Source organism: Enterocloster sp. OA13 (genome assembly GCF_022440595.1).
Classification (GTDB): domain Bacteria; phylum Bacillota; class Clostridia; order Lachnospirales; family Lachnospiraceae; genus Enterocloster; species Enterocloster hominis.
Window position 1 is genome coordinate 2,155,746 of sequence record NZ_JAKNTF010000001.1, and the last position, 25,729, is coordinate 2,181,474.

The window sequence follows — 25,729 nt, forward strand, 5'->3', positions numbered from 1 at the left end:
GGTATTATTATGGGCAGTTATCCACATATTTTCACACCGGGAAGAATCGGGCATGTTACCGTGCGCAACCGTACGGTCATGCCGTCCATGGGAACCAACATGTCGGACCATGGATTCGTCAACGATGCCATTGTCAACCATTATGTTGAGCGGGCCAAAGGCGGCGTTGGCCTGATTATGGTGGAGGTGACCTGCGTGGACACCCCGCTGGGCCTGAACACGCTGAACATGCTTGTGGCCGATGACGATAAATACATACCGGGGCTTACACGCCTGGCTTCTGCCATCCATGAACACGGCGCAAAATGTTTTCTCCAGCTGAGCCACACCGGACGCGGCGCGCGCAGGAAGAATATCCACGCCCAGCCAGTGGGACCATCTGCCGTGCCGATGCCATTTTCCTTCATGATGGGTTTTGGCAATGAGGAACCAAAGGCCCTCACCACCAGCGAGATCCGGGAGATTGAGGACAGGTATGCAGCGGCTGCAATCCGGGCTAAGAAGGCCGGGTTTGACGGTGTGGAACTCCACGCCTGCGGTTACTATATGGGACAGCAGTTCCTCTCTTCCACTGCCAACATAAGGACGGATGAATACGGCGGCAGCCCGGAGAACCGGAGCCGTTTCTATTCCAATATCATAGGAAAAATCAGACGCGGCTGCGGCAGGGAGTTCGGGCTTGTGGTGAAGCAGGCTGTCATGGAGGCCGGGGAACAGGGCGGGATTACCATGGAGGAAGGAATGTACTACGCCAACCGTTTCCTCACCGCAGGGGCTGACGGGATTGAGGTCATGGGAGGTTCCTGGAAACCGCAGCCGGATCTGGACGATATCCCCAGTACGGCGGATAAACCAGGACGCATGCTGGGACTTTGTTCCATTGTCAAGAAGACCGTGCTCTCCATGCCGGGTGAAAAGGGACAGCCCGTATTCATCGGCGGCGGACGCACATACCTGCCGGAGCTGGCGGAACAGGCCCTGGCTGACGGACAATGCGATTTCATTTTCATGGGACACGGGCTTCTGGCGGAGCCTCATCTGGTGAACTATCTGGAACATGACTGCTATGACCAGGCCAGGCCCTGTATCGGATGCAACCTGTGCGCCGATGACCAGCTCTCCCATGGACGCCACATCCGCTGTTCCTGTAATGCAGTGCTCGGCAATGGGGATAATGACTATTCCATCCGGCCTGCCGTTGTCAAAAAAAATGTCCTGGTTGTAGGAGGCGGCATCGCCGGGATGGAAGCTGCCAGGGTGTCTGCCATGAGGGGACACCAGGTCACCCTGGTGGAAATGAATGACCACCTTGGCGGCCAGCTGGACTACGCGGTGGCGCCTCCCTACAAGGATAACCTGAAACAGTTATACCCTTACTATGAAAAGCAGCTGAAGCTGAACGGCGTACAGGTCCTTCTGAACACCAGGGCGGATGTACCGTGGATCCTGTCCCGGAAACCGGACGCAGTCATCTGGGCCTGCGGAGTCCGTCCGGCCGCACTCCCCATACCCGGTTTTGAAAAACCCATTGTCTCCACTGCCAAGGAGGCGCTTCTCGGAAAGGAAACAGGCAGCCATGTAGTAATCATCGGCGGCGGCGTGGTTGGCTGTGAGACAGCTGAACTTTTGCTTTTGCAGGGCAAAAAAGTGACTGTGGTGGAAATGCTGGACACCCTGGCAGGGAAGATGGCCGCTACTACCCGCTCCATCCTTATGGGGCATTTAAAGGGACATGGCCTGACTGCATATATGGAGTGTACCTGCAGGGAAATCACGGATTCCGGAGTCATTATCGAGGACAAGGAAGGAAAGAAAACGGAAATTGTCTGTGATGACGTGTTAATCAGTATCGGGGATAAACCCAACAATGAACTGTGTGACCAGCTGGCATCCATGGTTCCGGAATTTTACAATATCGGTGACAGCCAAATGCCGGACAGCTTCGCAGCCTCCTCATCCGCCGGGTATTATACGGCGCTGGGGATATAGGGCTAATACGGTGCTGGGAATATACGGCTTACGGTGCTGGGAATTCAGGGCTTATGGCGCTGGGAATATAGGACTATATGGGAACTGCGCGGCGCAGTTCCCACTGACAGATAAGGAGGGTGGAAAATGGACAGGATTAAGGACAAGGTTGCAATCGTAACCGCATGTACAAGAGGAATCGGACGGGCCATTTCGGACCGTTTTGCAGAGGAAGGGGCCATTGTTTATATGGCTGTGCGAAGGGTGGACGCGGGACAGGAAATCGCAGACGCCCATAACGCGCTGGGGCGCAGGGTGCACGTGGTTTATTTTGATGGGGATATCCTTGATACCATCAGGCCCATGGTGGAATCTGTTTATGAGGCAGAGGGACGTATCGACATCCTGGTAAATAATCTGGGCGGCGGGGTCAGGCCCGGGAACAAGGATATCGTGGGAAGCGATATGGAAGCCATACATAAGGCATTTGAATTCAATACCATCGTCACATCCCTGTGTGCCCAGTATGCGGTTCCCCATATGATAGAGGGAGGCGGCGGAAGCATTGTTAACATATCTTCCGAGACAGCCGTGGTCCCCCAGCTGACCAGAAGCTGGTACGGCATTGCCAAGACAGCGGTCAATGCGCTGACCGAACATATTGCCGTCCAGTACGGTCCCCAGAATATCCGGTGCAACGCTGTGATGCCTCCCTTTACAAAAACAGACGCAGTCAAGGTGCTTCCCCCGGAGTTCATGGAACAATACGCCAGGGCGGTCCCTTTAAGGCGTGTGGCAGAGCCTGAGGACATGGCCAATGCCGTGCTGTTCCTGGCCAGCGACGAGGCGTCTTTCATCACCGGACAGTGCCTGCTGGTTAATGGGGGCTATACCCTTCCGGGGGCCGATTATGCGGACTCCATAGCGCCAAGGACAGCTGGATGCTGAGGATGACGGGATACGGATGATTGGGGAAGAGGTACGGTATTGCATGGATTGGATTCAATCGGGCAATACCGTACCTCTTCATATTAGTTCCGGGTCAGCTTGATTTTTTATATACTTTTTCAGGAAAATCAAACTAAAGATAAGAATCAGAAATCCAATGGCGATAGAAGAAACCATAACATGATATGGAATAAAATCGGATTTCATAAAATAATTCAAGATAAGGGAATAGGTATTATTGGCTATATGTATAAGCATACCTAGCCTTAAATCATTTGTAATTGAAATCACATAGCCGATAATCAGACCCATATAAACCGCACTAATGAACTGGACCAAATTCATATGGCTTATACCAAACAATATGGCGGAAAAAATAACGGCATAAATATTTCTGTGATAACGTTTTATACTATTATACAGAATACCACGGAAAAATAATTCTTCTAAAACAGGCAGGATAAGGCACGTATAAATAATAATGACTGGATTTCTCGAACTATCCTGTATGGCATGGAATGTTTCACTTCCAATCTGATTAAACAAGCCTGTCCCAATCTGTGGAATAAGCATGAAAATCAGTTTATGGGACATACATATACCAATGCCGGTTAATAGGCATAAAAGATATGGTCTCCATTCGGATGATATAAAACATTTTTTAAGATTGGAACCAGATAAATATTTTTTAAAAAATATAATGAACACCATGTAGGATATGCCTTGGGTTGTATAGAGCATAATAGACCTAGCTATGTAATCTAATGATGAGAAGATAGAAAAACAGAGTCCATTTATTATAGATGTAATCATTTGAAAAAATATCCATATTAGAAATGCCATGGTTTTCCCTCCTATCGTACATTTCTTTGGTTTTTCCATAAAGATACATTATTTTTTCCATAATGGCTGGTTTTAAAATGTCCTTTCCCAAGCGACCAGAAAACGTGCAATCCGACCAGTGTAAAAAATAAGAAATAGAGTAAGCCCCCTATGGGATATATGTGAGGGGCTTTGTATATAACCTGCCGTTCTCCGTCTGGGGATATTCTTACAAATTGGGATGGATAAGCAGAACGTTCATATGTATACCCATCAATCGTCCGGCTGGGCTTATCTAAATATTGTATTAGCCTGCTTTCGGCATCCGTGTCCACCTTTCCTTTATTCCATACCTTACATACTTCCCCATCCCGCGTTACCTCATATACCATATTGGACCGTATTGAAGATATGAGTATATGATTGCCATGGAATTGGAGATAATAATGTGCTTTGGTATCGATTACAAGCCCAAAAATAAATTCCCCATTCTGGTTATATGCATTCATATACCCATCCCTGAATCCTACAATCATATCCCCGTCATCAGAAACATCAAATACTTTAAGTACGGCGTCAGTCATATGTTCGCTGTCTGACTTTCTTATATCTTCTGTATATTTGCTTATATCTTTTATTTCATTTTCGTCTGATAGAATAAAAGTTTGTGCGATTGATTCAGCAGGTTCCGCAGCATGTGCATATCCGCAGCAAAATAGAATCCATATGATTGTCATGATAGGACTGACTGCCCTGATACGCCGGAAGAAGGTTTTCATTGATTGGGGCCTCCTGACTATTACAAGGCTGGTTGGCTTATGACATTCAGCCTCTGTTCCCATATTTTCCGCATATGTCATCGTATGCGATAGGCGCATTTTTTGACCATGCTTGAAAGATATCATCTGTAGGAACTATCGTTGCTTTTCTTTCGCCTACATGAATGATTTCCAAAATACCATTATTGTTTTTCCACTCCCCGCCAAAATTCCTTATGATCCAGTCTCCGTAGACCGCCGCGATATCTATCAGGGCATCAACCGCATCACAAAACAGATTATCACTCAGGCGGCTGATTTTTAGTTCCAACCCTGCTAATTCCAAACGGGGATTATTCCTTTTACCGGTAGTTAAAAAATCTCGTACCGCCCGTTCTCTATGACGTTCAAGTTGTTTAAAATATTCCATATTTCTGATGGGCGTTTCATCTGTGACAGACTTACATAATTCCTCCAGTTTTCTAATACCATAATTACAGATGATATCTTTAAATCCTACCACAATCCCTTCAAAGTCATCCTGCGTTTTATAGTCATAACCAAAAGTCCAACGGGAATCGTACAAATGCAGCTCTTTCGTAGACAGGTTTTTTGCGCTGACTACTCTTCTGATTGGGTAGTCAACCATGAAACGCATATCAACGTATGTAAATTTATCATAAATATCAATTTTTTGACTTCCCCTCACATACTGCCAACCGTTTCCGTCACCGTCCGCTTCCCAAGTTTCATAACGGAATCCCTGGGGCATCAATATGGGGGTTATTTCATTTTCAATATACGCTGACTTTGTTTTATAATCCACGTATCCTCCTTTCCCCGGCCGTATCCGCCCATATGATGCAGATATCCCGGCAGGCTTTTCCTTGTTTGAATCCCCAGTCTCCCTTCGGATGTTTCATATACTGATCCAGTCCATGTACGCATCCCGTACCTGGGTCAGATAAGGCTTGCTGATGGTAAGCCAGATGGAATTGCCCATCAGCAATTCCCGGCCTTTTATTTGTTTTACATGCATGATGTTGACTGACGTTGTCCTGTGGCAGCGGATAAACTGTTTAGGAAGCTGTTCCATCATCTGATAAAATGGTATTTTGTGTGTGATGGTCCCGGACACGGTTACCAGCGCTGTATAATGCAAAGCAGCCTGACAGTACAGTATGTCACGGTATGGGATGGAAAGGATGGTATCTTTGCTGTTATAAATGTATTTGGCATTTGAAACACGCTCCAATGCGGTATCCATACATGCATGAATCCGTTCATACATTACCGGTTTCAGGATAAAGGCAACGGCATTGGTCCCATAACCGTCATACACATATATATCATGCATGGTCAGAAACGCCAGCGGGGTGTGGGAGCCGTTCTTATTAAGAGCTTGTGCCGTGTCAATGCCATTGAGCTTTCCATCAAGTTCGATGTCCATGAATATAAAATGGAAATCGTTGAAGTCCTCTTTTAAAAAGTCCTCACCCGTCGTGAAATGCCGGATAATCAGTTCACATTTCCGGTTCATGGCCGCCCAGGCATGCAGCTTCTCTTCCAGCTTTTCCCTGTCCGATTCATTATTTTCAACGATTGCAATCTGCATACAAAGCATTCCTAACCATGCCTCCTTTGTGATGGTATAACTATTATGATTTCAAAGGATGTCTCTTGGGGATTTAATCGATAGAATCCATCGGCACGTTCAACAATCTGTCTGATTTGGGACAGACCGATTCCATGTCCTGGTTCTGTTTTGCGGCTCTCCAATGCCTCACCGTCAAAATTGTAAATACCGTCACAGCTATTCTTGATGACAATCCGGAACATATTATCCACCTGCGTTACTGTTAGTTCAATATAACGGCTATTTATATTGGATAAATGCAGGACAGCTTCAATGGCATTGTCCAACAGGTTCCCAAACAGGGATGAGATATCCGCATCACTCATGGGGAAATCCCTGCAGTCATTTATGGCATAAATAATATGGATTCCATGCCGTTTTGCCTTCATGAATCCGGCGGACAACACATTATCCAAGGCCGGGTTGCCGCTGTTGGTCAGCAGACCTGCATATTCTGTAAAGCCGGAATTGTCCCGTATGTAACTAAGCGCCCGTTCTACATGACCGGATTCGAGGAACCCGGTGACCATCTGTATATGGCCCTTCATATCATGGCGCCAGGTGCGCAGGGCTGTGACTGCGTCCTGGGCGGCTTCCAGTTCCTTTATCCTGTTTTCATCCCGCTGCTGTTTCATCAGAAGGCGGTTCCTTTCCTGACAGACCTTTGCAAACCAGATCATGATACTCAATGTTGTAATGGTAAGGATGATAATGAACAGGTAGGCAATATCTGTCATGATGGCAATATCCTCATAAACCTCCAGGGAGCTGACGGTTATGGAGATATTGGCAAACTGGTCCAGTAAGGCCAGGGTAGACAGCGTCATGGCAAGAAGCAGTATCTGTACCTTTCGCGGCAGGACGGATTGATTTTTCAACAGCTGGATAAGGCCTGTGGCAACAATGAAGCTTATGATCAGATATAATGCAACCATATAATAGCGTTCAGCAGACGGCTTCAATAGCTGTTTTATGCTGATCTGCAATAAAAGATCCGTTATGCGGAATACAATATGCTCGGATATCAGGGCAACCAGCATATAGGAACAGCCGCATATAAGCTTTCCTACCCTGCGCCCCGGGAAACAGGTATAGGAATACAGGATTTGCAGTGCGGTGACACAGGCTAACCGTAAAACAGGGTGGAAATACAGTGAATCAATCCACGTAATTACAAATGCCAGGAAGATCCCACCCATCAGCTGACGGTAACGGTAACGGCCAGTCCCACCTAAAATCCGATAAAATAGATACCAGCAGATGCCCGTCTCCACAAAATTAATGGCTACTTCTATCATTTTCTCATGTTCCTCCACCAAATACAACTATAACCGGGTATCAACTCATGCAAAAAAAAGATAATTCGTGCAAAAACCCAAGTTAATTCTTTCAAATCACCAATCAGGATCAGCCACCGTACTTTTAAGTATCCGCCGCACCTACCAATATAATAAAAGAAAAATATAGGTACATCAATACAAATCCGACAATTAGATTCCCAATGCCCTTCCTCCTTGTCCGGTAAAACAATCAAGGCTGGATAAATTAATATCCAGCCTTGATTCCTCAAACACGCCCTAATAAGAGGAATATCAACCACTATCCATAGAAAAATGTTTTGTTCTCAGAAGATTGAATATAGAAAATATAAAACAACGGCACACAATAATGCAGTTAGAATGAATAAATATGGAATGATCTTTATATTTTTATCCTCTCTGGGGCAATAAAAGTCTGTTATATCATTCGGGTTATAGTAAATATCCACCTCGTCCCCAGGCTTTCCAACTGAAAGAAATGCATAAGGAACCCTTGAATCCATACCATTACACTCCTGATTCCCAATGCTGAACTTATATATTGTGAAACGATGTGGTATGGATGGCGCTGTAATATACCTGTTATGAGTGCGTTTAAGATACTCAACATAGACACCCGTAGATAGATAATCAATCTGTCCTATGGTTTTCTTAATACATCTGCGTATTACATCCATATTCTTTTCCTTAATTGTGCTATATGCATTGAAAAGTATTATGATAATAGATATATAGATTGCAGTAAGCATGATTAACAATCCAATGGAACAATCCGTCATGATATCTCCGTTCATATGTTGAGGATAAGTGATTAAACATAGTTTATTTTCCTTAAAAAACTTAGTACGGTCTTTTTGTGTTCATATGGAACTTTTGCAAAAACATAAGTATTATCAATCTGGATTACCAGTTCATAAGTATCATCCTTATTTCTTCTTGAATATTTATAATACCGGCCCACACTTAATGTATAGTTTTTCCCTCCTGCCTGTTCCCTTATTTTTTCTTCCATGTTTTCCCTTAACATACGGGCATGTTCCGTTGAGTCTGTTTCAGCGTATTCTATCTTTATGCCATCATCTATATATACCTCTCCGGAATGAAAGATGAAATTGTCCTTCGCCTCACTTGTATCAATCCATTCATATCCATTCATTTCCGCTATTCTTTTTAATTCTGCAAACTCCATAGGCGATTGTGGAGTTATGTTTTTCAGAATAACATAACCAATTGACAAGATTATTAATATGATTAAAAAAAATGGAATAACGAATCTTTTCCGTCCATAAATTAGATACACGTTTACCATTCCCCCCTTTTTAATACTTACAATATAATAAATTCCGTGTATTTTCAATGGATTTGCATGAAAAGCCTGTTTTCTGCATGAATAGACGTGATGGCATGCTTAAACTTCTGAAAGGATTTTTTGAATCCTTCTTCAATTTATTCCGCGGGCAATCGTTCCTGCCTCTCCCGCGCCAAATACCTCCTCAAACGCCCGCAGGCACTCCCCTTTCCTGGAGCGGTCCATGACAGCAAACACCACGGTATCGAAGGTATCTGCAAAGTATCCTGTCAGCAGTTCCTTCCACCAGCTGGCTATCCTGTACGGGTCATTGCGGAATACGCCGCATCCGTAAGCCCCGAGGATGAGATGACGGTGATTCATCTGCACGAACAGGGACAGGGCCACCTTCATGCGTTCATACATGGCTGTTTCCGCCTTATGTATATCCTCCCCCTTCTGCATCACCTGCCCCATGTTGACAGCAGGCAGGGTAAGTACGGAAGCTGTCACAGGTTCCTCTAAAAGTTCAAACCGGCCATCACGGAAAAATACAACTTCAGGGGAATAGATGGCATGGTTGGTATATATCATGGACGGGCAGTTCCGGTTGTTCTGATAGTATTCCGGGTGTCTGGTCAGGGTCTGGTAGAGTCCGCTGGAAGCAGCTATGCTCTCCTCCTGTGCCATGGCACCGTTTAAGAACCCTCCTCCGGGATTCTTGGCGCTGGCAAAGTTCAGTACCCCGGGATCCGCCACCCCATCCCCTGACAGCCTAAGGATGGCATCCACGGTAGAACAGTTCATGGTCTTCATTACAGGTAACATACCGGAAGGTTCCCCTTTGACGTATGTTGCGGCCAGTGTCTCTGCCTGTTCCGGTGTAAATAAAAGGCTGTTGTCCACAGATGCCCTGTGCTGTTTCCTTATATCAATTATCCTGCCATGGATTTCGTAGGTTCCACGTCTCATGATTTCCAGTGTTTCTCTGGCAGTTGCTTTTCTATCCATACTTAAAACTCCTTCCATTTTTTACGGTACAGCCTGGATGGACGATGGCCCTCATTCCCTGTGTAGGAATCTGTCTCCTCCACAAGGGATGCAGCTTTCCTGCGGAAAGCTGCCTTTAAAAGGCGTTTCCCCAGAATCACCTCATATACCTGCTGCAGCTGTGTCAATGTAAATTCAGAAGGCATAAGGTGAAGGGCCAGTCCGCTGTACTCAACCTTGCCCCGGAGCCGTTCCAGGGCATAGGTGATGATCCTGGCATGGTCAAAAGCCAGGCCATTGTTTTCCGTTATCTCATATTCTGTAAATGTGCCGTTTTCTGTTTTGGTCATGGATTTCTCAATGACAGAGGAAAGGCAGATGTTGTCCGAGGTTAATTCAAGCTTATAATGCTGGATACGGACAACCTTTGGTTCCTCTCCGTCCGTGGGAACAGGATAATCCGTGTGTTCATCCATCAGGTAGAAGGAAATGTGGAACCAGCGGGCGTTATCCGCGTCATCCCCTGCTTTTATCCGGACTTTGGAACTGTCAATAAGCGCCATATAAGAACAACTCATGACCCAGGTGCGTGGGTCGCGGCCCGGGTCGCTGAAGGTATACAGCTGTTCCATGTATACATAGTTAAGCCCGGTTTCTTCCATGAGTTCCCTTCTGGCTGTCTGTTCCGTGGTTTCGTCCGGCCGTACAAAGCCGCCGGGCAGGGCCCAGGAACCCAGATAGGGATGAACCCCTCTTTGGATTAACAGTATGCCCAGTTCCTTTTCAGGCAGCTTCCTGTAATTATCTTCTGTTTCCTCCAAAACCGTGAAAATAGCCATGTCGGCAGCCATCGAGGGCCGCTCATAGTGGCCTGGATCATAGGATTGTAAATACTCGGCTTCAGTCAGGCCATTCCGGTCAAGTATCCTGGTGTCCCTGTCCATCCCTGTCATGCCTCCTTTTCCTGTTCCATAAGGATATCCCTGGCCTCGGTCAGGGCAAATCCCAAAAGATTCGTGCCTTTCCACTTTACCGGGCATTGCACATCCGGATTACTCTTTCCCATACCAATTCCCCAGATGCGGTCCCTTGGGCTTGCCTCCACCAATATCCTGTTCTTAGTGGAACGCAGGAATTCCCACAATTCCGGATTCTGGGAAAACTTTGCCATGCTGGCTTGTTTGACAATGCCATAGCATGCATTGTCCCATGTCTCTTTATCAAAATTACGGACACTCCGGCCGTATGCCTTCATGGCCTTTGGCTGCTTTGCCTCCAAAATCAGTGAAAGCATCTCCTGGTCATGGAACATCCTTGCCTTTTCCGCCATCATGAACTGCTCCGCGCAGGAATATGTAATCCCATCTACTTCAAAGCGGGCCATCCACCACTGGCTCAGGCAGGTCTCGGTAATACGCCCGCTGGAATCTGGTGTGTGGCCCCAAAAGAACAGGAATTTATAATGTTGTCCTTTGTTATATGCCTTTTTCAAATCTTCCAATGAATAAACCATGCCACTCTCCTCCTTATGGTATCATGCTGGATATTTGCATCAATCGTATTGCAATGATAGTAATATATTGATAATAACAACTTGATACTATCATGATATATGATTGTGGATTGATTGTCAAGGGGATTTGGTATATATGACAGGATTAAAAAATGAATTTAAAAATAATGAGGTTTAAGAGAAATAGTAAATGTAAGTGAATATAGTTAAAAAATGTCACAAGATTAAGAATGTAATAGAATTTAAGAGTGTTGTAGGACAGGGATGGAAATAAAATATAATTACCCTAAATAAGCCTAAAAAGCAGAAATGAACGCAAAAAAACCATTTAAGTTTACATAAAAATATTATGTTAACATATTGCCATGGCAAAGCTGATTTTACAGAGATTTTTCACACATTCCATTATGCAGACCACTCTCCCATCCTATGTATCCGGAATCATAAAAACCGGCAGACAACTGCAATCCACAGCTGCCTGCCGGTATAAACCCATCCTATCTACAGATGAAGCCTCTTTAATGAATCAATATCCCCTGCCTGTATGAACGGTATGGCAGATGAAATCTTCTCCACCGGCCAGTCCCACCACTTCATCTCCTGTAATGTTTTGACATCTTCATCAGAAAAACGTTTCCGTATCATCCTGGCCGGGACGCCTCCTACGATTGTATAAGGCGGCACATCCTTGGTGACAACGGCCCTGGTTCCGATGATGGCCCCGTCGCCAATGGTGACCCCTGCTAAAATAACAGCCTCATATCCAATCCATACATCGTTGCCAATGACAATATCACCCTTATTATCCCACGCCATGTCCGGCCTCATGCCATGTCCCCACTCTTCATAAAACAAGGGGAATGTATAGGTGGCAAGGGAACCCATGGTGTGGTTCGCACTGTTGAACAGGAATCTGGCGCCGCATGCAATGGAACAGAATTTCCCGATGATAAGCCTGTCCTTATTGATTGGATAATGGTAAAGGACATTATTTTTTTGAAAATCCCTCGGGTCGTGGACAAAATCGTTATAAATGGTAAATTCCCCTATTTCAATATTGGGATTCCCAATTACATTCTTCAAATATACAATCTGCGTATCTCCCGTTCTGGGATAAATCCTGCTGCTGTCTGGAATAGTCATTATAATCCTCCTGATTCATCAATTATTGTTTTGGGACTATTCCAGTTAATGCAATGCAGAGTTTCATACAACCCGCCTCCTTTTCTGTCTTATATCAAATATATTACAGGAACAAAAGAAGGAATGGAATACCAAATAAAAAAATATCCAGACATCCAGGCAACCTCATTCAATGGGCGCCTGATAAAACCCGCCATAAAAATTCTCCGTCTTAATCATGTTCACAATCACATGCGGATCCTGTTCCCGCATCAAATGGACGATATCATTCACCTCATAGGAGGAAACCACTGTGTGCAGCAGGTACATTTTCCTGTGGCTGTAGCCACCCATGGCGTCCACGCAGGATATCCCATGCCTGTACGCTTTCACGTAAGCCTTAATCACGTCCTCTGCATTGGTGGTGGTAATCTGCAGCGTGACCCGCTCATACCTGTGGTGGAAGGCAGATATGGCCTTGGTGGAAACAAACTGGAATAAGATGGAGTACCCAGCATAAAGCCATCCGAACATATATCCGAAAATACAAAGGATGACACAGTTGCCTGCAAACACATATTCCCATATGGATTTCCCGGTCTTATTGGACACATACAGCGCAATGAAGTCAGTGCCGCCTGTGGAGGCATTTCCGCGCAGCGCGATGGCGATGGCAATGCCGTACAGGAAGCCGCCGAACACCACATCCAGAAGCACATCATTGAACAGCGGCTGGAAATGGAACACCTTCAGGAAAAAGCTGGCAAGGAATACCTGCAGCATGGAATAAAAGGTAAAACGCATGCTGATGCTTTTACTGCACAGGATGGCCACCGGTATGTTGAGGACCAGCATTCCCAGGGACGTGGAGATATTATGTCCATATAAAGAGGCAATCCTGTCAATCAGGATTGCCACGCCCGTGAAACCGCTGGATAATAGGTTGGCTGGCCGGATGAATGCCTGGATCACATAGGTCTGGAGCAGTGCGGAGGCGATGACCGCTGCAATGGTTATGAGCCTGCGCACCATGATATTCTTCTTGTATTTGGCAATCATAGCCCTGTCTCCCCTGCTTCCCCAATACTTATGAGAAGTTTGCGCACCTGCTCCTCTGAGACCACATCATAAGCACGTTCATTGGGAGCAGCCCCAAAGGCATAGGAAACGCTGTTTACAATGGTGGTTGGGTCCTCCACCCAGTCCTTGCAGGAACTGTGCACCTGGGTAAGGCCGGTGTCATCCATCAGCTTCCTGGCATTACCGGCGTTAATGCCGCTTCCTGCCAGAATCTCAATCCTGTCCCCATACATGGCCTGAAGTTCCTTTAAAAGAGCCGTGCCTTCTACTGCCTTGGCCTTCAGTCCGCTGGTCAGCACCCGGTCAACCCCCATGTCAATCAGGATTTCCATGGACCTGTAAGGATTGTCCGTGCAGTCAAATGCCCGGTGGAATACGGCTTCCTTCCCATATTCATGGATGATGGAAACCAGCCTTTCATTCTGCTCACGGTTAATGGTGGCATCCGGGTTCAGGCAGCCAAAGGCAATTCCGTCCGCGCCATGGCTGACCAGGATCCTGGTATCCATCTCCATCACCTCAAAATCCTCCTTGCAGTAACAGAAGCCGCCGCCCCTGGGACGGACCATTGCCACTGTCCTGATACCGCAGTGTTCCTTCACAAGCTCAAGGGTGCCCAGGGAAGGGGTAAGCCCGCCCAGATGCAGCCCGCTGTTTAACTCTATCCTTTTGGCGCCCCCGGACGCGGCCTGGACCGCATCATAGTAGCTGCCGCAGCATATTTCCAACATAGTTCCATTCCTCCATATCTGATTCACAGGCCTGGCCGCCAGCCGTTCCCCGCTGTCTGCTACAGCTGCCCCAGCCGGTACAAAGCCAAAGCATATATCCGTGCGTTTGTCATCAGGTCCTCCACTGTCATCCATTCATTGGGATTATGTCCAATCCCCTTCTGTCCCGGAAAACTTGGCCCAAAGGGCACGATTCCCGGCATCCCCTTGGCATAGGTCCCTCCTGTGGTGGTAACCGGCGTCCCGTCCTGTCCCGTTACAATCTCATAGCTTTCCTGAAGCGCCTTTACCATGGGGCTGTCCTTTTCAAATATGACCGGGTCATAATTCATGACCAGCTCTGCACGAAGCCCTGATTCCAAAGCCTTCCCCTGAACCTTATCCATAATCTGCTGGATGGAGAATCCGCCCGGATAGCTTAGGGTCACGTCAAAACTGACCATTCCGTCCACGCATCCCAGTTTATATCCCCGCATCTCCATGGTCCCGTATTCCTCATGGAAAAAGTCAATCCCCAGACGGTCGCCTGTATTCCTGGCCCCGATAAAATACTGGTTCACAAATTCAAAAAATGGTTCCAGCTTTTCTTTATCCCCAAGGATCCGCACAACGGTCCGTCCTCTCTCACTGTACACCACCGGATACTTACAATCCGGTGTAAACCCATATACAGGGGGCTTCTCCTTTGTGAGATAATAGTTCAGATCCTCAAAGCCTGTTTCTTCGTCACAGCCAAAGATGATTCTGACTGGGCGCCTTAACCTAAGGCCCAGCTTCTTAAGGGCCGCCAGCCCGTAAAGACAGGCCAGCACAGGCCCTTTATTGTCCAATACTCCCCTGCTGTAAATGACCCCGTTCTCCATATATCCGCTAAAGGGCGGCTGTTTCCATCCCTCCCCCACCGGCACCACATCCACATGCCCGATGGCGCAGACGTATCCGTCTTCTCCCCTGCCATACTGGGCATAGCCGATGTAGTTGTCAAGATTCACCGTGTCAAAACCAAGGCGTCCGCTGATATCCAGCGCGCTTAAAAGAGCCTGCTTCACGCCCGGGCCGAACGGGGCGTCCTCTGACCCGGCCCCCTCCACGCTGTCAATCCGCACCAGCTCAAGGATGCTGTCAATCATCTCATCCTTTAAACTGTCCACGGCCTCTATGATACGCTGATCTAAACCCATATCTAAACCTATATCCGAACCCATATCAAAGTCCCTATTTAAGCCCATGAATCATTCCTCGATAGGCGCCATACGCGTCTTCATGTAGTTTTCCATCCACTCCTCTGAAGCAACCTCAAAGGTACAGTGTCCGTCCTCTCCCCGGGTTACCAGATAAACCGTGGGTTCCTGGTTTTCCGTGACAACTGCGAAGGAAAACCCTTCAATGTTGGTGGCAACGCCCCATTCACCCTTTGGGTTCATGGCTATCAGGGAAAGGTCCCCGGCCTGGCCCCTTCTCTCCTTCAGCTCCGCGTCCAGCTTATTCACGGCTGTCTCACATGCCTCCTGGGGATGCATGCCCTCCCCCATGAGTCTTACGATTTCATAGGAAATGCACCCTTTCATCAAATCCTCACCCAGCCCGGTGGCGCTGGCGGCGCCGCGCTTGCTGTCCGCATAAAAACCGGAACCTGAGATAGGCGAATCACCCACCCGTCCCTTTTTCTTCATGAAAAGCCCGCTGGTGGATGTGGCGGCAGTCATTTTACCTGTCATGTCCAGGCATGCCATGCCAACCGTGTCATGACCGGAGTAAGGTTTGATTTCCTGGGCAGCCACTTCCTTCACCCGCTTGCGGTAATGTGCCTTGGCCCGGTCCGTCAGCATGTTCTTGCGCTCAAATCCTTCCTTATGTGCAAACTTCTCAGCGCCCTCGGCCACCAGCAGGCTGTTGACCTTTTCATGGCTCAAGCGCCTTGCAATGGAAACCGGGTTGGCAAAATCCTTAATGGCCGCAACAGCCCCGATATCCAGCGTATCCCCGTCCATGAACGCGGCGTCCATCTCCACTTCCATCTCTTCATTTGGAAGTCCGCCGTATCCCACGGATTTGTAGTATGGAAAATCCTCCACCTCACGGATGGCTGTCTCAATGGCATCCCCCGCGTCCTTTCCTGCCTTTAAAAGCTCAGAACCCTTTGTAATCCCTTCCACGGCCATACGCCAGGTTGCAATCATTCCCCACATGGCAGATTCCTCCTCATCCAATGAATTATTTAAAACAGAATGTATTCTTAAGTCCGGTTATGTCTTCTCCGTCAGCCAGTGCCTTGGCCATGGTGCACATGTTCTTAAGGGCGTCGTTCAATCCCATTCCGCCCTTCTTCGGGGTTTCCACAATGGCTACCTTATCCTTGTAGGCCGCGATTGTCTCCGCATTTTCCACGGACATGGCTGCAAATGCCTTTGCATCGGTGGTTGCGTTGATATCACAGGCAACCTTTGCGCACATGGCTGCATAGTCCGCATAGTTAAAGGCCGGTCCGCACATGACCACATCCGGCTGAAGCTTCTTAACCATGGCGCAGAGCTTGCGGCTTACTTCCTCCGGGTCTGCGAGATAGGTCCCGTTGCCGCAGCACAGGCATGCTGCCACGTGCCCATCCACCTGTTTTAAGAAGGGTTCCATCATGACCGCGGGACCGATAGGCTCCTTTTTTCCTGTAAGGGGAACCATGGTATCGTCCTTTGTGCCAAGTCCTGACTGAATCTGGTCATATATCATAATTATCTTCATATCATACACCTCTTGTTTTTATAACGGGCCTGCACAAAAGGTACAGGCCCGGCATGTTAATGGAGTCACAGGTTTACTTGTTACATTCATTTATCATTCATGAAGGACTGCGTCCTACAGGTCATCAAAGGAAAGGTCATCGAAGTCGATGTCGTCGTCGTCCTTGCTGTCAGCGGCCTTGGCTTCGTCCGCCAGATACTGCTTATCCATCATCTTGATGAATGGCATGTAGATGAACACGCCCAGGATCAGGAGCAGCAGCTGGAGCACGGCGCCCTGCCACCCTGTTGCCAGGAAACCGGAAAGCACGACCGGCATGGTCCATGGAATCGCAACGCCGGAACACAGGGGAACCAGGCCGATGCTCATGCATACATAGGAAATAACAATGTTGATGGTGGGCACCAGCATGAATGGAATCAGGATCATCGGGTTCAGCACGATGGGAAGGCCGAATACGATAGGTTCATTGATACCGAACACGCCTGGAATCAATGCCAGCTTGCCAAGTTCCTTAATACGTTTGGAATGGCAGAATAACAGCATGGCAATTAACAGTGACAAGGTGGAACCGCAGCCGCCGAAGGTGGCAAACAGGTCCTGGAACTGCTGTGAGATGATGTTTGGCAGCGCCTGGCCGGCCTGGAATGCAGCCAGGTTGTCGGCGGACAGTGTCTGCAGGATTGGGTTGAACACCGCGCCCACGACGGAACCGCCATTTACCCCGAAGAACCAGAAGAAGTGCAGGAATATATAAGCGATTACCATGGCCGGAAGCGTGTTGCCCAGCTTTAACAGCGGTGTCTGAAGGATGGTGAAGATAAAGGTAAATGCATCCCTATATGGAGTCATGGCAAATACGATGTTGATCACAAAGAACACCAGCACTGCCACGCCTGCGGGAATCAGGGCTGAGAAGGATTTGGATACGGTGGGCGGCACGCCGTCAGGCATCTTGATGACCCATCCCTTTTTATTCACCCATGCATAGATATGCACGGACAGGAACGCCACGATGATACCGACGAAGATTCCCTTGGAACCAACCCATCCCAGGGGGATGCCGGTTACGGTTGTGTCGCCGGATATGATCTCATACGGCATGATCAGGAACCAGCATACCATGGCGATTGCGGCGCCGAACAGTTTATCCACGTCCATCTGCTCTGCAAAGGAATAACCGATGCCGATAACGGCCAGGATTGCCATGATGGTGAAGGTGGCGTCTGTTGGCTTGGAGAAGTAGGAGGTCCAGTTCTCACCAAAGAACCTTGCCCAGAAATTGCTCCATCCCGGAATCGGGAAGTTGGCAATCAGCAGGAAGAAGGAACCTACAATCAACAGTGGCATGGATAAAAGGAAACCGTCACGGACAGCTATCAGATACTTATTCTTACCGATTTTCTCTGCCAGCGGCATGAGTACGGACTCTAACTTACTTAACATTTTCTATTCCCCCATATCAGATATTTTTATTGTGCGCCTTGGCGCCGGATGGTACTTTATTTCGCTGACTTCATCAGCTTGATGGCTGATTTGAGGACTTTTTCGCCGTTCATCATACCATAGTCGGTCTGGTCAATTACCTGAATCGGGATACCTGTGCTGCCGTACTTTTCAACAATCTCAGCATAGCGGTATTTAACCTGGGGCCCTAACAGGATGACATCCGGGTGCTTCTCATCGATGATCTGACCAATCTTGCCGTCCGGAAATGCCTCTACTTCGATGGGAAGGTCATGGGAGTTGGCAACACCCTGCATCTTGCTTGCCAGCATACTGGTTGACATACCTGCGCTACAGAATAAATATACACGTTTCATTATAAAATCCTCCTTATGTCCTCATTCTTTATTATGGTTGTTTTTTTATTTTTAATGATTATTTATTTTCCAGCTTCTTTTCCAGTTCAATGATACGCTCATAGCTGGCAATCATTTCCTCGGCAATGATCTTAAAACTTTCCGCGCTCATCAGCTGGTCTTCCGCGTGTACCAGGATAAGGGAGCCGCCTACCTCAACGCCCTGTGCTTCCTTTTGAATCAGCTCAAAGTGTGCCTCATGCCCGACTAAGAACAGCTTCTGTCCTTCCTCGATGCATTTTCTTGCCCCGTCAAAATCCCCTGTCTTTGCTTTCTGGATTCCTTCAATGTAGCTGGAACGCGCAGCGCCTACATTGGAAATGATCTGAAAGCATGTCATCTCTAATCCCTCTACCATAATGCTACCTCCTGTTTGCTGTTTTGCTTAAAATCGTAAATGAGAAAATGCAACAAAACCGTCTGTTTGCTGCATCTCTTATTAAGTTGCCTTTATTATAAGGCCTTTATTCAGTTTTTTTCATTAATCGGATTTCCTAGCTGTTAGGAAATTCAACCCATTATCCTGTCAATAAATTCCTCATAGGTGCAGGACGACACTAATTTTGCCAGCTCCTCAGGCCGGTTCACCACATTGCTGACCCAGTCAAAGAAAATCTTAATCATCCGCTCATCCCCTTCGTTGATGGCAAAGAGCATGACCAGGCCCACATCGAAGTTCCCCCAGCGGACCGGGCTTTTCAGCTGGGCCACCGCAATGGTGGAATGGCTGGCAAAGGCCCCGAAGGCATGGGGAATCGCAAATGCATTCACAAAGGAGGTGGGCGACATCTGCTCCCTTTTAAGTACGATATCCTTGAAGTCCGGCTCCACGATGCCTTCCTTTTCAAGGCCGCGGCACAGCAGGCGTATGATTTCCTCCGGCGTCCCAAGGGTCACGTTTTCATGGAAATGCTCCTTGCGTATCAGGCTGCCGATATGGGAGGTGAATTCCAGCTGGAACTGTTTCTTGTCCAGCTTATTGACCGCCTGGAGGATGCCTGACTCTGTCTCTGAATCCACAAACAGGTTGATTGGGACCGTCGGCACATCCAGCTTGTGTTCCAGGGGAAATGTGGTCAGTATCAGATCCGGGTCCAGGGAGGAAACCGTCTCCTCCTCGAAATAGCGGAAAATCCCAACCACCTCCACCCTCTCACGGAACATTTCCGATATCTTCTTCACACACATATCGGAAAATGTCTGGTTATGGGGGATGATCATGATGGTCCTGTACTTCCTGACACTGTTGATGCGCTCGCTGGCAGCGCCCAGATGGAGGGCAATGTAACAGGATTCCACCTCGGATATGGAAGCCTCCAGTTTTTCCTCCAGAAGCTCCACCACATAGATGCCCATATCGAACACCAGAGGGTATTTGCGCTTGATTTCCTCCACGAATACATCCTGCATATGGGCTTTGGCCTTGACGCGGTCTATGAGGCCGTGGATGTGCATCTTAAGCCCGGCAATCAGGTCCCCGTCCTCCCGGAAATCCAGTCCGAACAGGGAATAGATCCCATCCAGGGCTTCGGCAACCAGCTTTTTCGTGTTCAGCCATTTCCCTTCAAAATTCACAAAATCACTTGTATAGTTGGAGGCCCGCTTGCCCATGATGACCAGGGCGAACATCCCCACCTCGCCGTCATGGACCTCGATGTGGAGGCGTTTTGAGATACGGTCGAAAAAGGTCATGGAGATCTGGTATTCAATGGTATCCTCAAGGCCCTGGGAGCCGTTATCCATATTCACATAATTGGCGCAGTTCATCCGCTCAATGCTTGTGCCTGCGTGAAGGATGACCATGGGGAACATGGACTCGTGGATGGAGTAATCATATTCCTCCAGCACATCCACAAAGATATCCTTGACCGCAATCAGGTCAAAGCTTTTATAAAGGCCCGCAAGCAGGTTCATGTTGAGGAAATTCTCCTGTACCTCAGCCACAAGCAGGTCCCTGTAAAAACGCCGTTTGCTGGCCTCATCCCCTTTTAGGGAAATACATTCCCTGTTGCGTACCAGTTTCAGGTTGGTGTAAGGCTCCAGCATCCTGCGTATGCGCTTGAGATCATTGTCAATGGAATAACCGCTGACAAAAATCTGATCCTGAAGAGAGACCAGGTTCAGCTCCCTGGTCTCAAACAAAAGCTTCTGTATAATGTATATACACCGGCCCCCCGGGGTCTGGGGGACCTCCGGCCCAAGGTTCTTTTTCTCCGGCGCAGGAATACTTGTCCTGGCGTCCTCCATAACACGATAACCCTGGCGCACATTGGATTCAATGGGCGCCGGGGTTATCCGTTTGTTGATAGCCTCCACATCAGAGCGGATGGTCCTGTCTGATACTCCAAGGAGGCCGGCCAGCTGCCTGCTGGTCATCCAGTCCCCTCTTTCTGAAAGTATGGCAAGAAGCTGTTCCTGTCTCACGTTCTGCATGGTTAGACTCCTTATCTCTTTTGCTTATGCTTTGCAGAAGGCGAATACCTTCCACGGTTCTACATAATTTAACAGCACATGCTCGTACTCCGGCAGATGTCCGATGACGTTCTTGCGTCCGTCATTGGGCATATCCTTAAGGACAATGTGCAGTTCACCTTTGTACTTCAGGTACCCGTCATTTAAGATTACCACGTCCCCGCGCTTTAAGTCACGTGTGTTGGCAGCGGGAACCGGTTCATCTGCAAAGGTAACCCTTGGCCATGTGGACCGGATCATGTACTCGCTCATATCGCCCCGTACCACGTGCCTTGGTCCATAATCCAGGATTTTCTGCTCTGTTTCAGTCAGTTCCTTCTCAAGGACCAGCCCAAAGGTCAGTATGCTTGGGTTCACGGCCGCACAGGCCTCCAGCTCCTCGTCGGAAGCATAGGCATTGGCCACCAGCACATCATCCACCATTCCTGTGGCAAAAAGGTGGCGCGCCTGGAAGTCCATGGGCAGGCCACGATGCATCTCAAGGGTGCAGAGGCCTTCGTTAACCGGCCATGGGCCGTAGGTTCCCTGGTTGTTGCTGGATATGAATGCAGCCACCGGCAGGTGCATGGACTTCATCTTCACGTTGCATTTGTTAAAATGCTCCAGGCTCAGGCCCGTATACTGCTGCGGATAAAAGTTATGGCAGGTAACAAGTTTGGACCGGTCCGGGTGATGGTCCATGATATTCTCCACATAGACTAACTGTGTGCTGGCATTCAGTTCTATCTTAAGCCCCTGTGGATTATAGGTCATCAGGCTTTCCTTCATGCCGTCAAAGCCCTCGTCCAGACGGATGCCGTCCACGTGCATCTCTTTAAAAATGGACAGATCCTCATAGGAAATCCCCATCCTGGAAAATACGGCCGGGCTTACATCCGGGATGATTTCCATGCCGCACCCATGGGCCGTGTCTGCCAGCTGGCAAAACTCTCCTACCACTTCTTCCCTGCTCTTATCCCCCACGCTCAGCAGGCAGGTAAAGACACGCTTGTATCCAAGGCTTCCTGCCTTCCTTATATATTCCTGGTCGCGCTGGGCAGTAGAATGCTCCGGATAAACGGAAATACCTAATCTTGCCATAATAAATACCCCTCTTTCTTAATAAGACTGTTTCCCAGTCCTGTTCTATCTGGTATGCTATATATAATATAACCAATTACCAGAAAAAAGAGAGGTAAATATATTTCCTAACAGCTAGGAAATCATAAAATTGTGCGAAGCAGGCCCTGTAGGAATCCGGCTGCCTGTCCCTCGTCCGGTCCTTCCACCTGCAGTTCCAGGCTCTCGCCCTGGCGTGCGCCCAGGCTCATGAGGGACAGCACATTCTTACAGTCAGCTGTCTTTGTTCCGCTTTTCAGGTAAATGCTGCTTTCATAACCGGAAGCCGCGCGGCACAGGCTCATGGCATTGGTTGCATGGAGGCCCTGTCTGTCTGAAATAACATATTTGTAAGTAATCATCTTATCATCATCCTTTGTTTTTCCTCCCCTCATTTTAACATAGTTGGGGAAAGTGCACAAGGGTTTATGGGATGGGGTGGAATCACCCTACAATGATTGGAATAGGATTTCTTGACAAGATGACGGGTATGTATGTAGAATAGAGGGGTTAGTATATGCGGAATTACGGAATTGTCTGGAAAGAAAACAGTTGGAAGGAAAAATGACAGGATGAAACTTCAGAGACTATTAAGCCTGACGAGACAGGCGCTAGATAAGTATGATTTGATTGAGGACGGGGACAGGATTGCAGTGGGGGTGTCCGGGGGGAAGGACAGCCTGGCGCTGCTGTATGCGCTGCATCATCTGCAGCGGTTTTATCCCAGGAAGTATGAACTGTGTGCGGTTACGGTGGATCTGGGATTAGGGAACATGGACCTGGAACCGGTCAGGGAGCTGTGCGGGGAGTTTGGCGTGCCCTATACGGTAATCCCCACTGAGATTGGCAAGGTTTTATTTGATATCCGCAAAGAATCCAATCCCTGCTCCCTCTGCGCCAAGATGCGTAAGGGCGCGCTGAATGAAAAGGTAAAGGAACTGGGATGTAATAAGATAGCCTATGCCCATCACAGGGATGATGTGATTGAAACCATGCTGATGTCCCTGTTTTATGAGGGAAGGTTCTATTCGTTCTCACCTTATACCTATCTGGACCGCATGGACCTGACGGTCATACGCCCCTTCCTGTTTGTGACAGAGGCGGATATCGTTGGATTCAAGAATAAATATCAGCTGCCCGTGTGCAAGAATCCATGTCCAATGGACGGATATACCAAGAGACAGTACATTAAGGATCTGATTAAAGAGCTTCAGAAGGATAATCCCCATCTGAAGGACTGTATGTTCCATGCAATCCTGGATGGGAATATAAAGGGATGGCCCCAGGCGGTTAAGTAACGCCTGAGGCCATTTTTATAATCATTCATCCCTGGATCATATCGGGATATACGGTTTTATCATACTCCTGGTCCGGCTTCGCCTGGTCCGCCGGAATTGTTTTCTGAGCCTCCAGGACCTCCAGGACCCGTGGTTCCTGCTTCCGGCGGCTGTGTGGATGTCTCTTTTGACGGCGGCTGGGTTGGCTTCACAGCAGGCTTTGTATCGTCCTGTGCGCCTGGGCCGCCTTCTTCCGGAGCAGTGGTTCCTTCTTCCGGCTTATCCGGTTCCTTGGAAGGCTTTGTCACACCCGGGCCTACCTCTTCTGTTTCCTCTGGCTCCGTTGTCTCTGCCTCTGTCGTTTCAGGCGCTTTTGTTGTTTCTTCCTGGGTGCTCTCTTCCACGGTTGTTTCCGGCACTGTTTCAGGAGGGGCGGTCTGGACCGGCGCCTGGCCTCCGCCGGACGCACCGCCGGATGATCCGCCGGAGGAACCTCCCCCGGAAGGAGCTGCCTTGCCCTCCTCATATAAGCCTGTTTCTTCTGAGATATGGGCACTGATCTTCTTTACGGCTGAGGATGGACGGTAGCTTGTATCCTCCCCATACAGGAACTGGTGAAGCATCACCACATTGCTCTCCAGGGTGGTGGGGATGACGCAGTCCATTCTTCCCACCCTCATGGTCTGTCTGGAGAATGGGAACCCGGCCGTGTCGCCGATGTGGTATTTCTTAATATCTTTTACCAGCGGGATTACATCATTTACCCCAACGCTGGTGGAAATCTGCGGGATCATATAGGTGACCAGTGAGGTCAGTGTGGCTGCATCCGCCTGTTTTGCTTTCTCAAGCGCCAGCATGACAACCTTTCTCTGACGTTCCGTTCTCTGGAAGTCCGTATCCATGAGCCGGAGACGGCTGTAGGCCACTGCCTGTACCCCGTCCAGGTGGTTGGGGCCTGCCTGGGCCAGCTGGACGGAACCGATTCCCGTGGAGTTGACGGTTTCCGTAATAAATGCATTGATGTATTTAAATTCAGCCGGGGTAATATCAATATCGATACCGCCCAGGATATTGATTGCCTCAGCAACGGATTTCCAGTTGAAGGTGGCATAGTCGTCAATTTTTATATCCAGGTTCTCTTCCAGGGCGGCAACCCCCTGTTTCTGTCCGCCTTTAAAGTATGCCTCGTTAATCTTGTGGTAGGTTCCCTCTGAATTGATTTTCAGATAGGTGTCCCTGTATACGCTGACCAGCTTGATTTCACCGGTTGAACGGTCTATGCTGCATATCATCTGTACGTCAGCCAGTGCATTCTTCGTATTGCCGTCCCTGCTATCCACGCCAAACACAGCTATGTTCCATATCCCGGTAGGCCTGTGGATGAACAGCCATGCCCCATATGCGATGAAGGCCGCCAGCAATATCAATAAAATGCTTTTTAACCCTCTCTTCTTCCTTTTTTTTGCCATCTGTCCCTGTCCCCGCCTTCCTGAGGCGTTGCGGCTCCTTCCATTGCTGTCTGCATGAATGTCGTCATATTGCCTGCGCTGCCCTGTTTCTGCCGTGTACGCTGTCTGGCGTGCAGAACCTTTACCCTTGTAAGCGCTGCTGCCTGAAGCGGTCCTGGCAGTCTTACCGGTGCGGGAAGTATGGGCGGATGACGGGATGCGTCCGTTGGGCTGTCTGTATTCCTGTTCATCCTCCAGGATGATGCCCCCGGACCCATCCCCGTAACCATACTCATCCCTATAACCTTCCCCATCCCCGTAATCATACTCGTCCCCATAACCTTCCCTGTTCCGGTAACCATAATCGTTCCCGTAATCATAACCGGCCTGGTCATGGCGGTTCTGGCGGCGTTCTCCGTGGCTGTAAGCATCGCGCCCGTATTCCTCCTGCCCGAACTCCTCATCATAATAGTATTCCTCATCGTAATGGCTGCGGCTGCCGTACCCCTGTTTCCCATTCCTGGGAGGAGGTACCTGCCTGCCCGCTGCCGGGCTGGAAGCTGAAGGGCCGCGTCTTGTCCCTCTTCTGTTCCTGGCACGCATACGTTCCAGCTCATCATCATCATTGTAATTCATGACACACACCTCATCTATCTTT

General features: G+C 48.5%; 26 protein-coding genes. 3 read left to right on the forward strand and 23 right to left on the reverse strand.

All coding sequences use genetic code 11. From position 1 onward, the window contains the following. Positions 1–9: 9 nt before the first annotated feature. Positions 10–1,989 carry an oxidoreductase gene (locus MCJ35_RS09520; RefSeq protein ID WP_240299456.1) on the forward strand — a complete coding sequence of 660 codons (1,980 nt, stop codon included), beginning with the start codon at positions 10–12 and terminating at the stop codon, positions 1,987–1,989. Positions 1,990–2,115: 126 nt separating this feature from the next. Further along, on the forward strand, positions 2,116–2,916 hold the full coding sequence (locus MCJ35_RS09525) for an SDR family NAD(P)-dependent oxidoreductase (RefSeq protein WP_025487307.1): 801 nt from the start codon (positions 2,116–2,118) through the stop codon (positions 2,914–2,916). A 78-nt stretch (positions 2,917–2,994) separates the two neighbouring features. Here the strand turns inward: MCJ35_RS09525 and MCJ35_RS09530 are convergent, their stop codons facing one another. The 22 genes from MCJ35_RS09530 to MCJ35_RS09635 all read right to left on the reverse strand — a co-directional run bounded on the left by MCJ35_RS09530 (position 2,995) and on the right by MCJ35_RS09635 (position 22,708). Continuing rightward, positions 2,995–3,759, reverse strand: a complete 765-nt coding sequence (locus MCJ35_RS09530; RefSeq protein WP_240299457.1) for a CPBP family intramembrane glutamic endopeptidase — start codon at positions 3,757–3,759, stop codon at positions 2,995–2,997. A gap of 11 nt (positions 3,760–3,770) precedes the next feature. Further along, on the reverse strand, positions 3,771–4,517 hold the full coding sequence (locus MCJ35_RS09535) for a hypothetical protein (protein WP_025487304.1): 747 nt from the start codon (positions 4,515–4,517) through the stop codon (positions 3,771–3,773). Positions 4,518–4,563: 46 nt separating this feature from the next. Continuing rightward, the gene (locus MCJ35_RS09540) at positions 4,564–5,322 is read right to left on the reverse strand and encodes a hypothetical protein (protein WP_025487303.1); all 759 of its coding nucleotides are present in this window, start codon (positions 5,320–5,322) and stop codon (positions 4,564–4,566) included. Positions 5,323–5,415: 93 nt separating this feature from the next. Beyond that, a complete protein-coding gene (locus tag MCJ35_RS09545) occupies positions 5,416–6,120 on the reverse strand; it encodes a LytR/AlgR family response regulator transcription factor (RefSeq protein ID WP_008725805.1) in 705 nt (234 codons plus the stop codon). A gap of 2 nt (positions 6,121–6,122) precedes the next feature. Further along, positions 6,123–7,430, reverse strand: a complete 1,308-nt coding sequence (locus tag MCJ35_RS09550) for a sensor histidine kinase (RefSeq protein ID WP_240299458.1) — start codon at positions 7,428–7,430, stop codon at positions 6,123–6,125. Positions 7,431–7,756: 326 nt separating this feature from the next. Next, the gene (locus tag MCJ35_RS09555; protein ID WP_150825035.1) at positions 7,757–7,954 is read right to left on the reverse strand and encodes a hypothetical protein; all 198 of its coding nucleotides are present in this window, start codon (positions 7,952–7,954) and stop codon (positions 7,757–7,759) included. A 308-nt stretch (positions 7,955–8,262) separates the two neighbouring features. Continuing rightward, entirely contained in the window at positions 8,263–8,760 is a 498-nt protein-coding gene (locus MCJ35_RS09560; RefSeq protein ID WP_155858530.1) for a hypothetical protein, read from the reverse strand. A gap of 132 nt (positions 8,761–8,892) precedes the next feature. Then, positions 8,893–9,750, reverse strand: a complete 858-nt coding sequence (locus MCJ35_RS09565; protein ID WP_025487299.1) for a TIGR02452 family protein — start codon at positions 9,748–9,750, stop codon at positions 8,893–8,895. Between the two features lie 2 nt (positions 9,751–9,752). Continuing rightward, a complete protein-coding gene (locus MCJ35_RS09570; RefSeq protein WP_155858529.1) occupies positions 9,753–10,673 on the reverse strand; it encodes an NUDIX hydrolase in 921 nt (306 codons plus the stop codon). A gap of 5 nt (positions 10,674–10,678) precedes the next feature. Next, entirely contained in the window at positions 10,679–11,242 is a 564-nt protein-coding gene (gene ybiA, locus MCJ35_RS09575) for a riboflavin biosynthesis intermediates N-glycosidase (RefSeq protein ID WP_025487297.1), read from the reverse strand. 501 nt (positions 11,243–11,743) lie between these two features. Then, entirely contained in the window at positions 11,744–12,379 is a 636-nt protein-coding gene (locus tag MCJ35_RS09580) for a CatB-related O-acetyltransferase (RefSeq protein ID WP_353656115.1), read from the reverse strand. A gap of 171 nt (positions 12,380–12,550) precedes the next feature. Beyond that, a complete protein-coding gene (locus MCJ35_RS09585; RefSeq protein ID WP_025487295.1) occupies positions 12,551–13,423 on the reverse strand; it encodes a YitT family protein in 873 nt (290 codons plus the stop codon). Next, complete coding sequence (locus MCJ35_RS09590) at positions 13,420–14,175, reverse strand: copper homeostasis protein CutC (protein WP_025487294.1); 756 nt, start codon at positions 14,173–14,175, stop codon at positions 13,420–13,422. Before MCJ35_RS09590 ends, MCJ35_RS09585 begins: the two co-directional genes overlap by 4 nt. 59 nt (positions 14,176–14,234) lie before the next feature. Beyond that, on the reverse strand, positions 14,235–15,305 hold the full coding sequence (locus MCJ35_RS09595) for a Sapep family Mn(2+)-dependent dipeptidase (RefSeq protein WP_488473317.1): 1,071 nt from the start codon (positions 15,303–15,305) through the stop codon (positions 14,235–14,237). A gap of 102 nt (positions 15,306–15,407) precedes the next feature. Then, entirely contained in the window at positions 15,408–16,364 is a 957-nt protein-coding gene (locus MCJ35_RS09600) for a glycosylasparaginase (RefSeq protein WP_227794836.1), read from the reverse strand. A 25-nt stretch (positions 16,365–16,389) separates the two neighbouring features. Next, on the reverse strand, positions 16,390–16,914 hold the full coding sequence (locus MCJ35_RS09605) for a GrdB-related putative oxidoreductase (RefSeq protein ID WP_025487292.1): 525 nt from the start codon (positions 16,912–16,914) through the stop codon (positions 16,390–16,392). 114 nt (positions 16,915–17,028) lie between these two features. Then, positions 17,029–18,360: a PTS cellobiose transporter subunit IIC gene (gene celB / locus MCJ35_RS09610; RefSeq protein WP_008725833.1), complete on the reverse strand. Its 1,332-nt coding sequence runs from the start codon at positions 18,358–18,360 to the stop codon at positions 17,029–17,031. A 56-nt stretch (positions 18,361–18,416) separates the two neighbouring features. Beyond that, positions 18,417–18,737 (reverse strand): PTS sugar transporter subunit IIB, encoded by a 321-nt coding sequence (locus MCJ35_RS09615; RefSeq protein ID WP_007864812.1) that lies wholly within the window; start codon positions 18,735–18,737, stop codon positions 18,417–18,419. Between the two features lie 58 nt (positions 18,738–18,795). Further along, positions 18,796–19,134 (reverse strand): PTS sugar transporter subunit IIA, encoded by a 339-nt coding sequence (locus MCJ35_RS09620; RefSeq protein ID WP_025487291.1) that lies wholly within the window; start codon positions 19,132–19,134, stop codon positions 18,796–18,798. 152 nt (positions 19,135–19,286) lie between these two features. Further along, positions 19,287–21,209 carry a BglG family transcription antiterminator gene (locus MCJ35_RS09625; RefSeq protein WP_008725840.1) on the reverse strand — a complete coding sequence of 641 codons (1,923 nt, stop codon included), beginning with the start codon at positions 21,207–21,209 and terminating at the stop codon, positions 19,287–19,289. A 24-nt stretch (positions 21,210–21,233) separates the two neighbouring features. Further along, a complete protein-coding gene (locus MCJ35_RS09630; RefSeq protein WP_025487290.1) occupies positions 21,234–22,328 on the reverse strand; it encodes a DUF871 domain-containing protein in 1,095 nt (364 codons plus the stop codon). Positions 22,329–22,450: 122 nt separating this feature from the next. Beyond that, a complete protein-coding gene (locus MCJ35_RS09635; protein ID WP_008725843.1) occupies positions 22,451–22,708 on the reverse strand; it encodes an HPr family phosphocarrier protein in 258 nt (85 codons plus the stop codon). Between the two features lie 210 nt (positions 22,709–22,918). On the opposite strand from MCJ35_RS09635, the gene MCJ35_RS09640 reads away from it, so the two are divergent. Beyond that, complete coding sequence (locus MCJ35_RS09640; protein WP_008725844.1) at positions 22,919–23,644, forward strand: tRNA lysidine(34) synthetase; 726 nt, start codon at positions 22,919–22,921, stop codon at positions 23,642–23,644. Between the two features lie 59 nt (positions 23,645–23,703). Here the strand turns inward: MCJ35_RS09640 and MCJ35_RS09645 are convergent, their stop codons facing one another. After that, entirely contained in the window at positions 23,704–25,707 is a 2,004-nt protein-coding gene (locus MCJ35_RS09645) for an LCP family protein (RefSeq protein WP_240299459.1), read from the reverse strand. Positions 25,708–25,729: the final 22 nt, after the last annotated feature.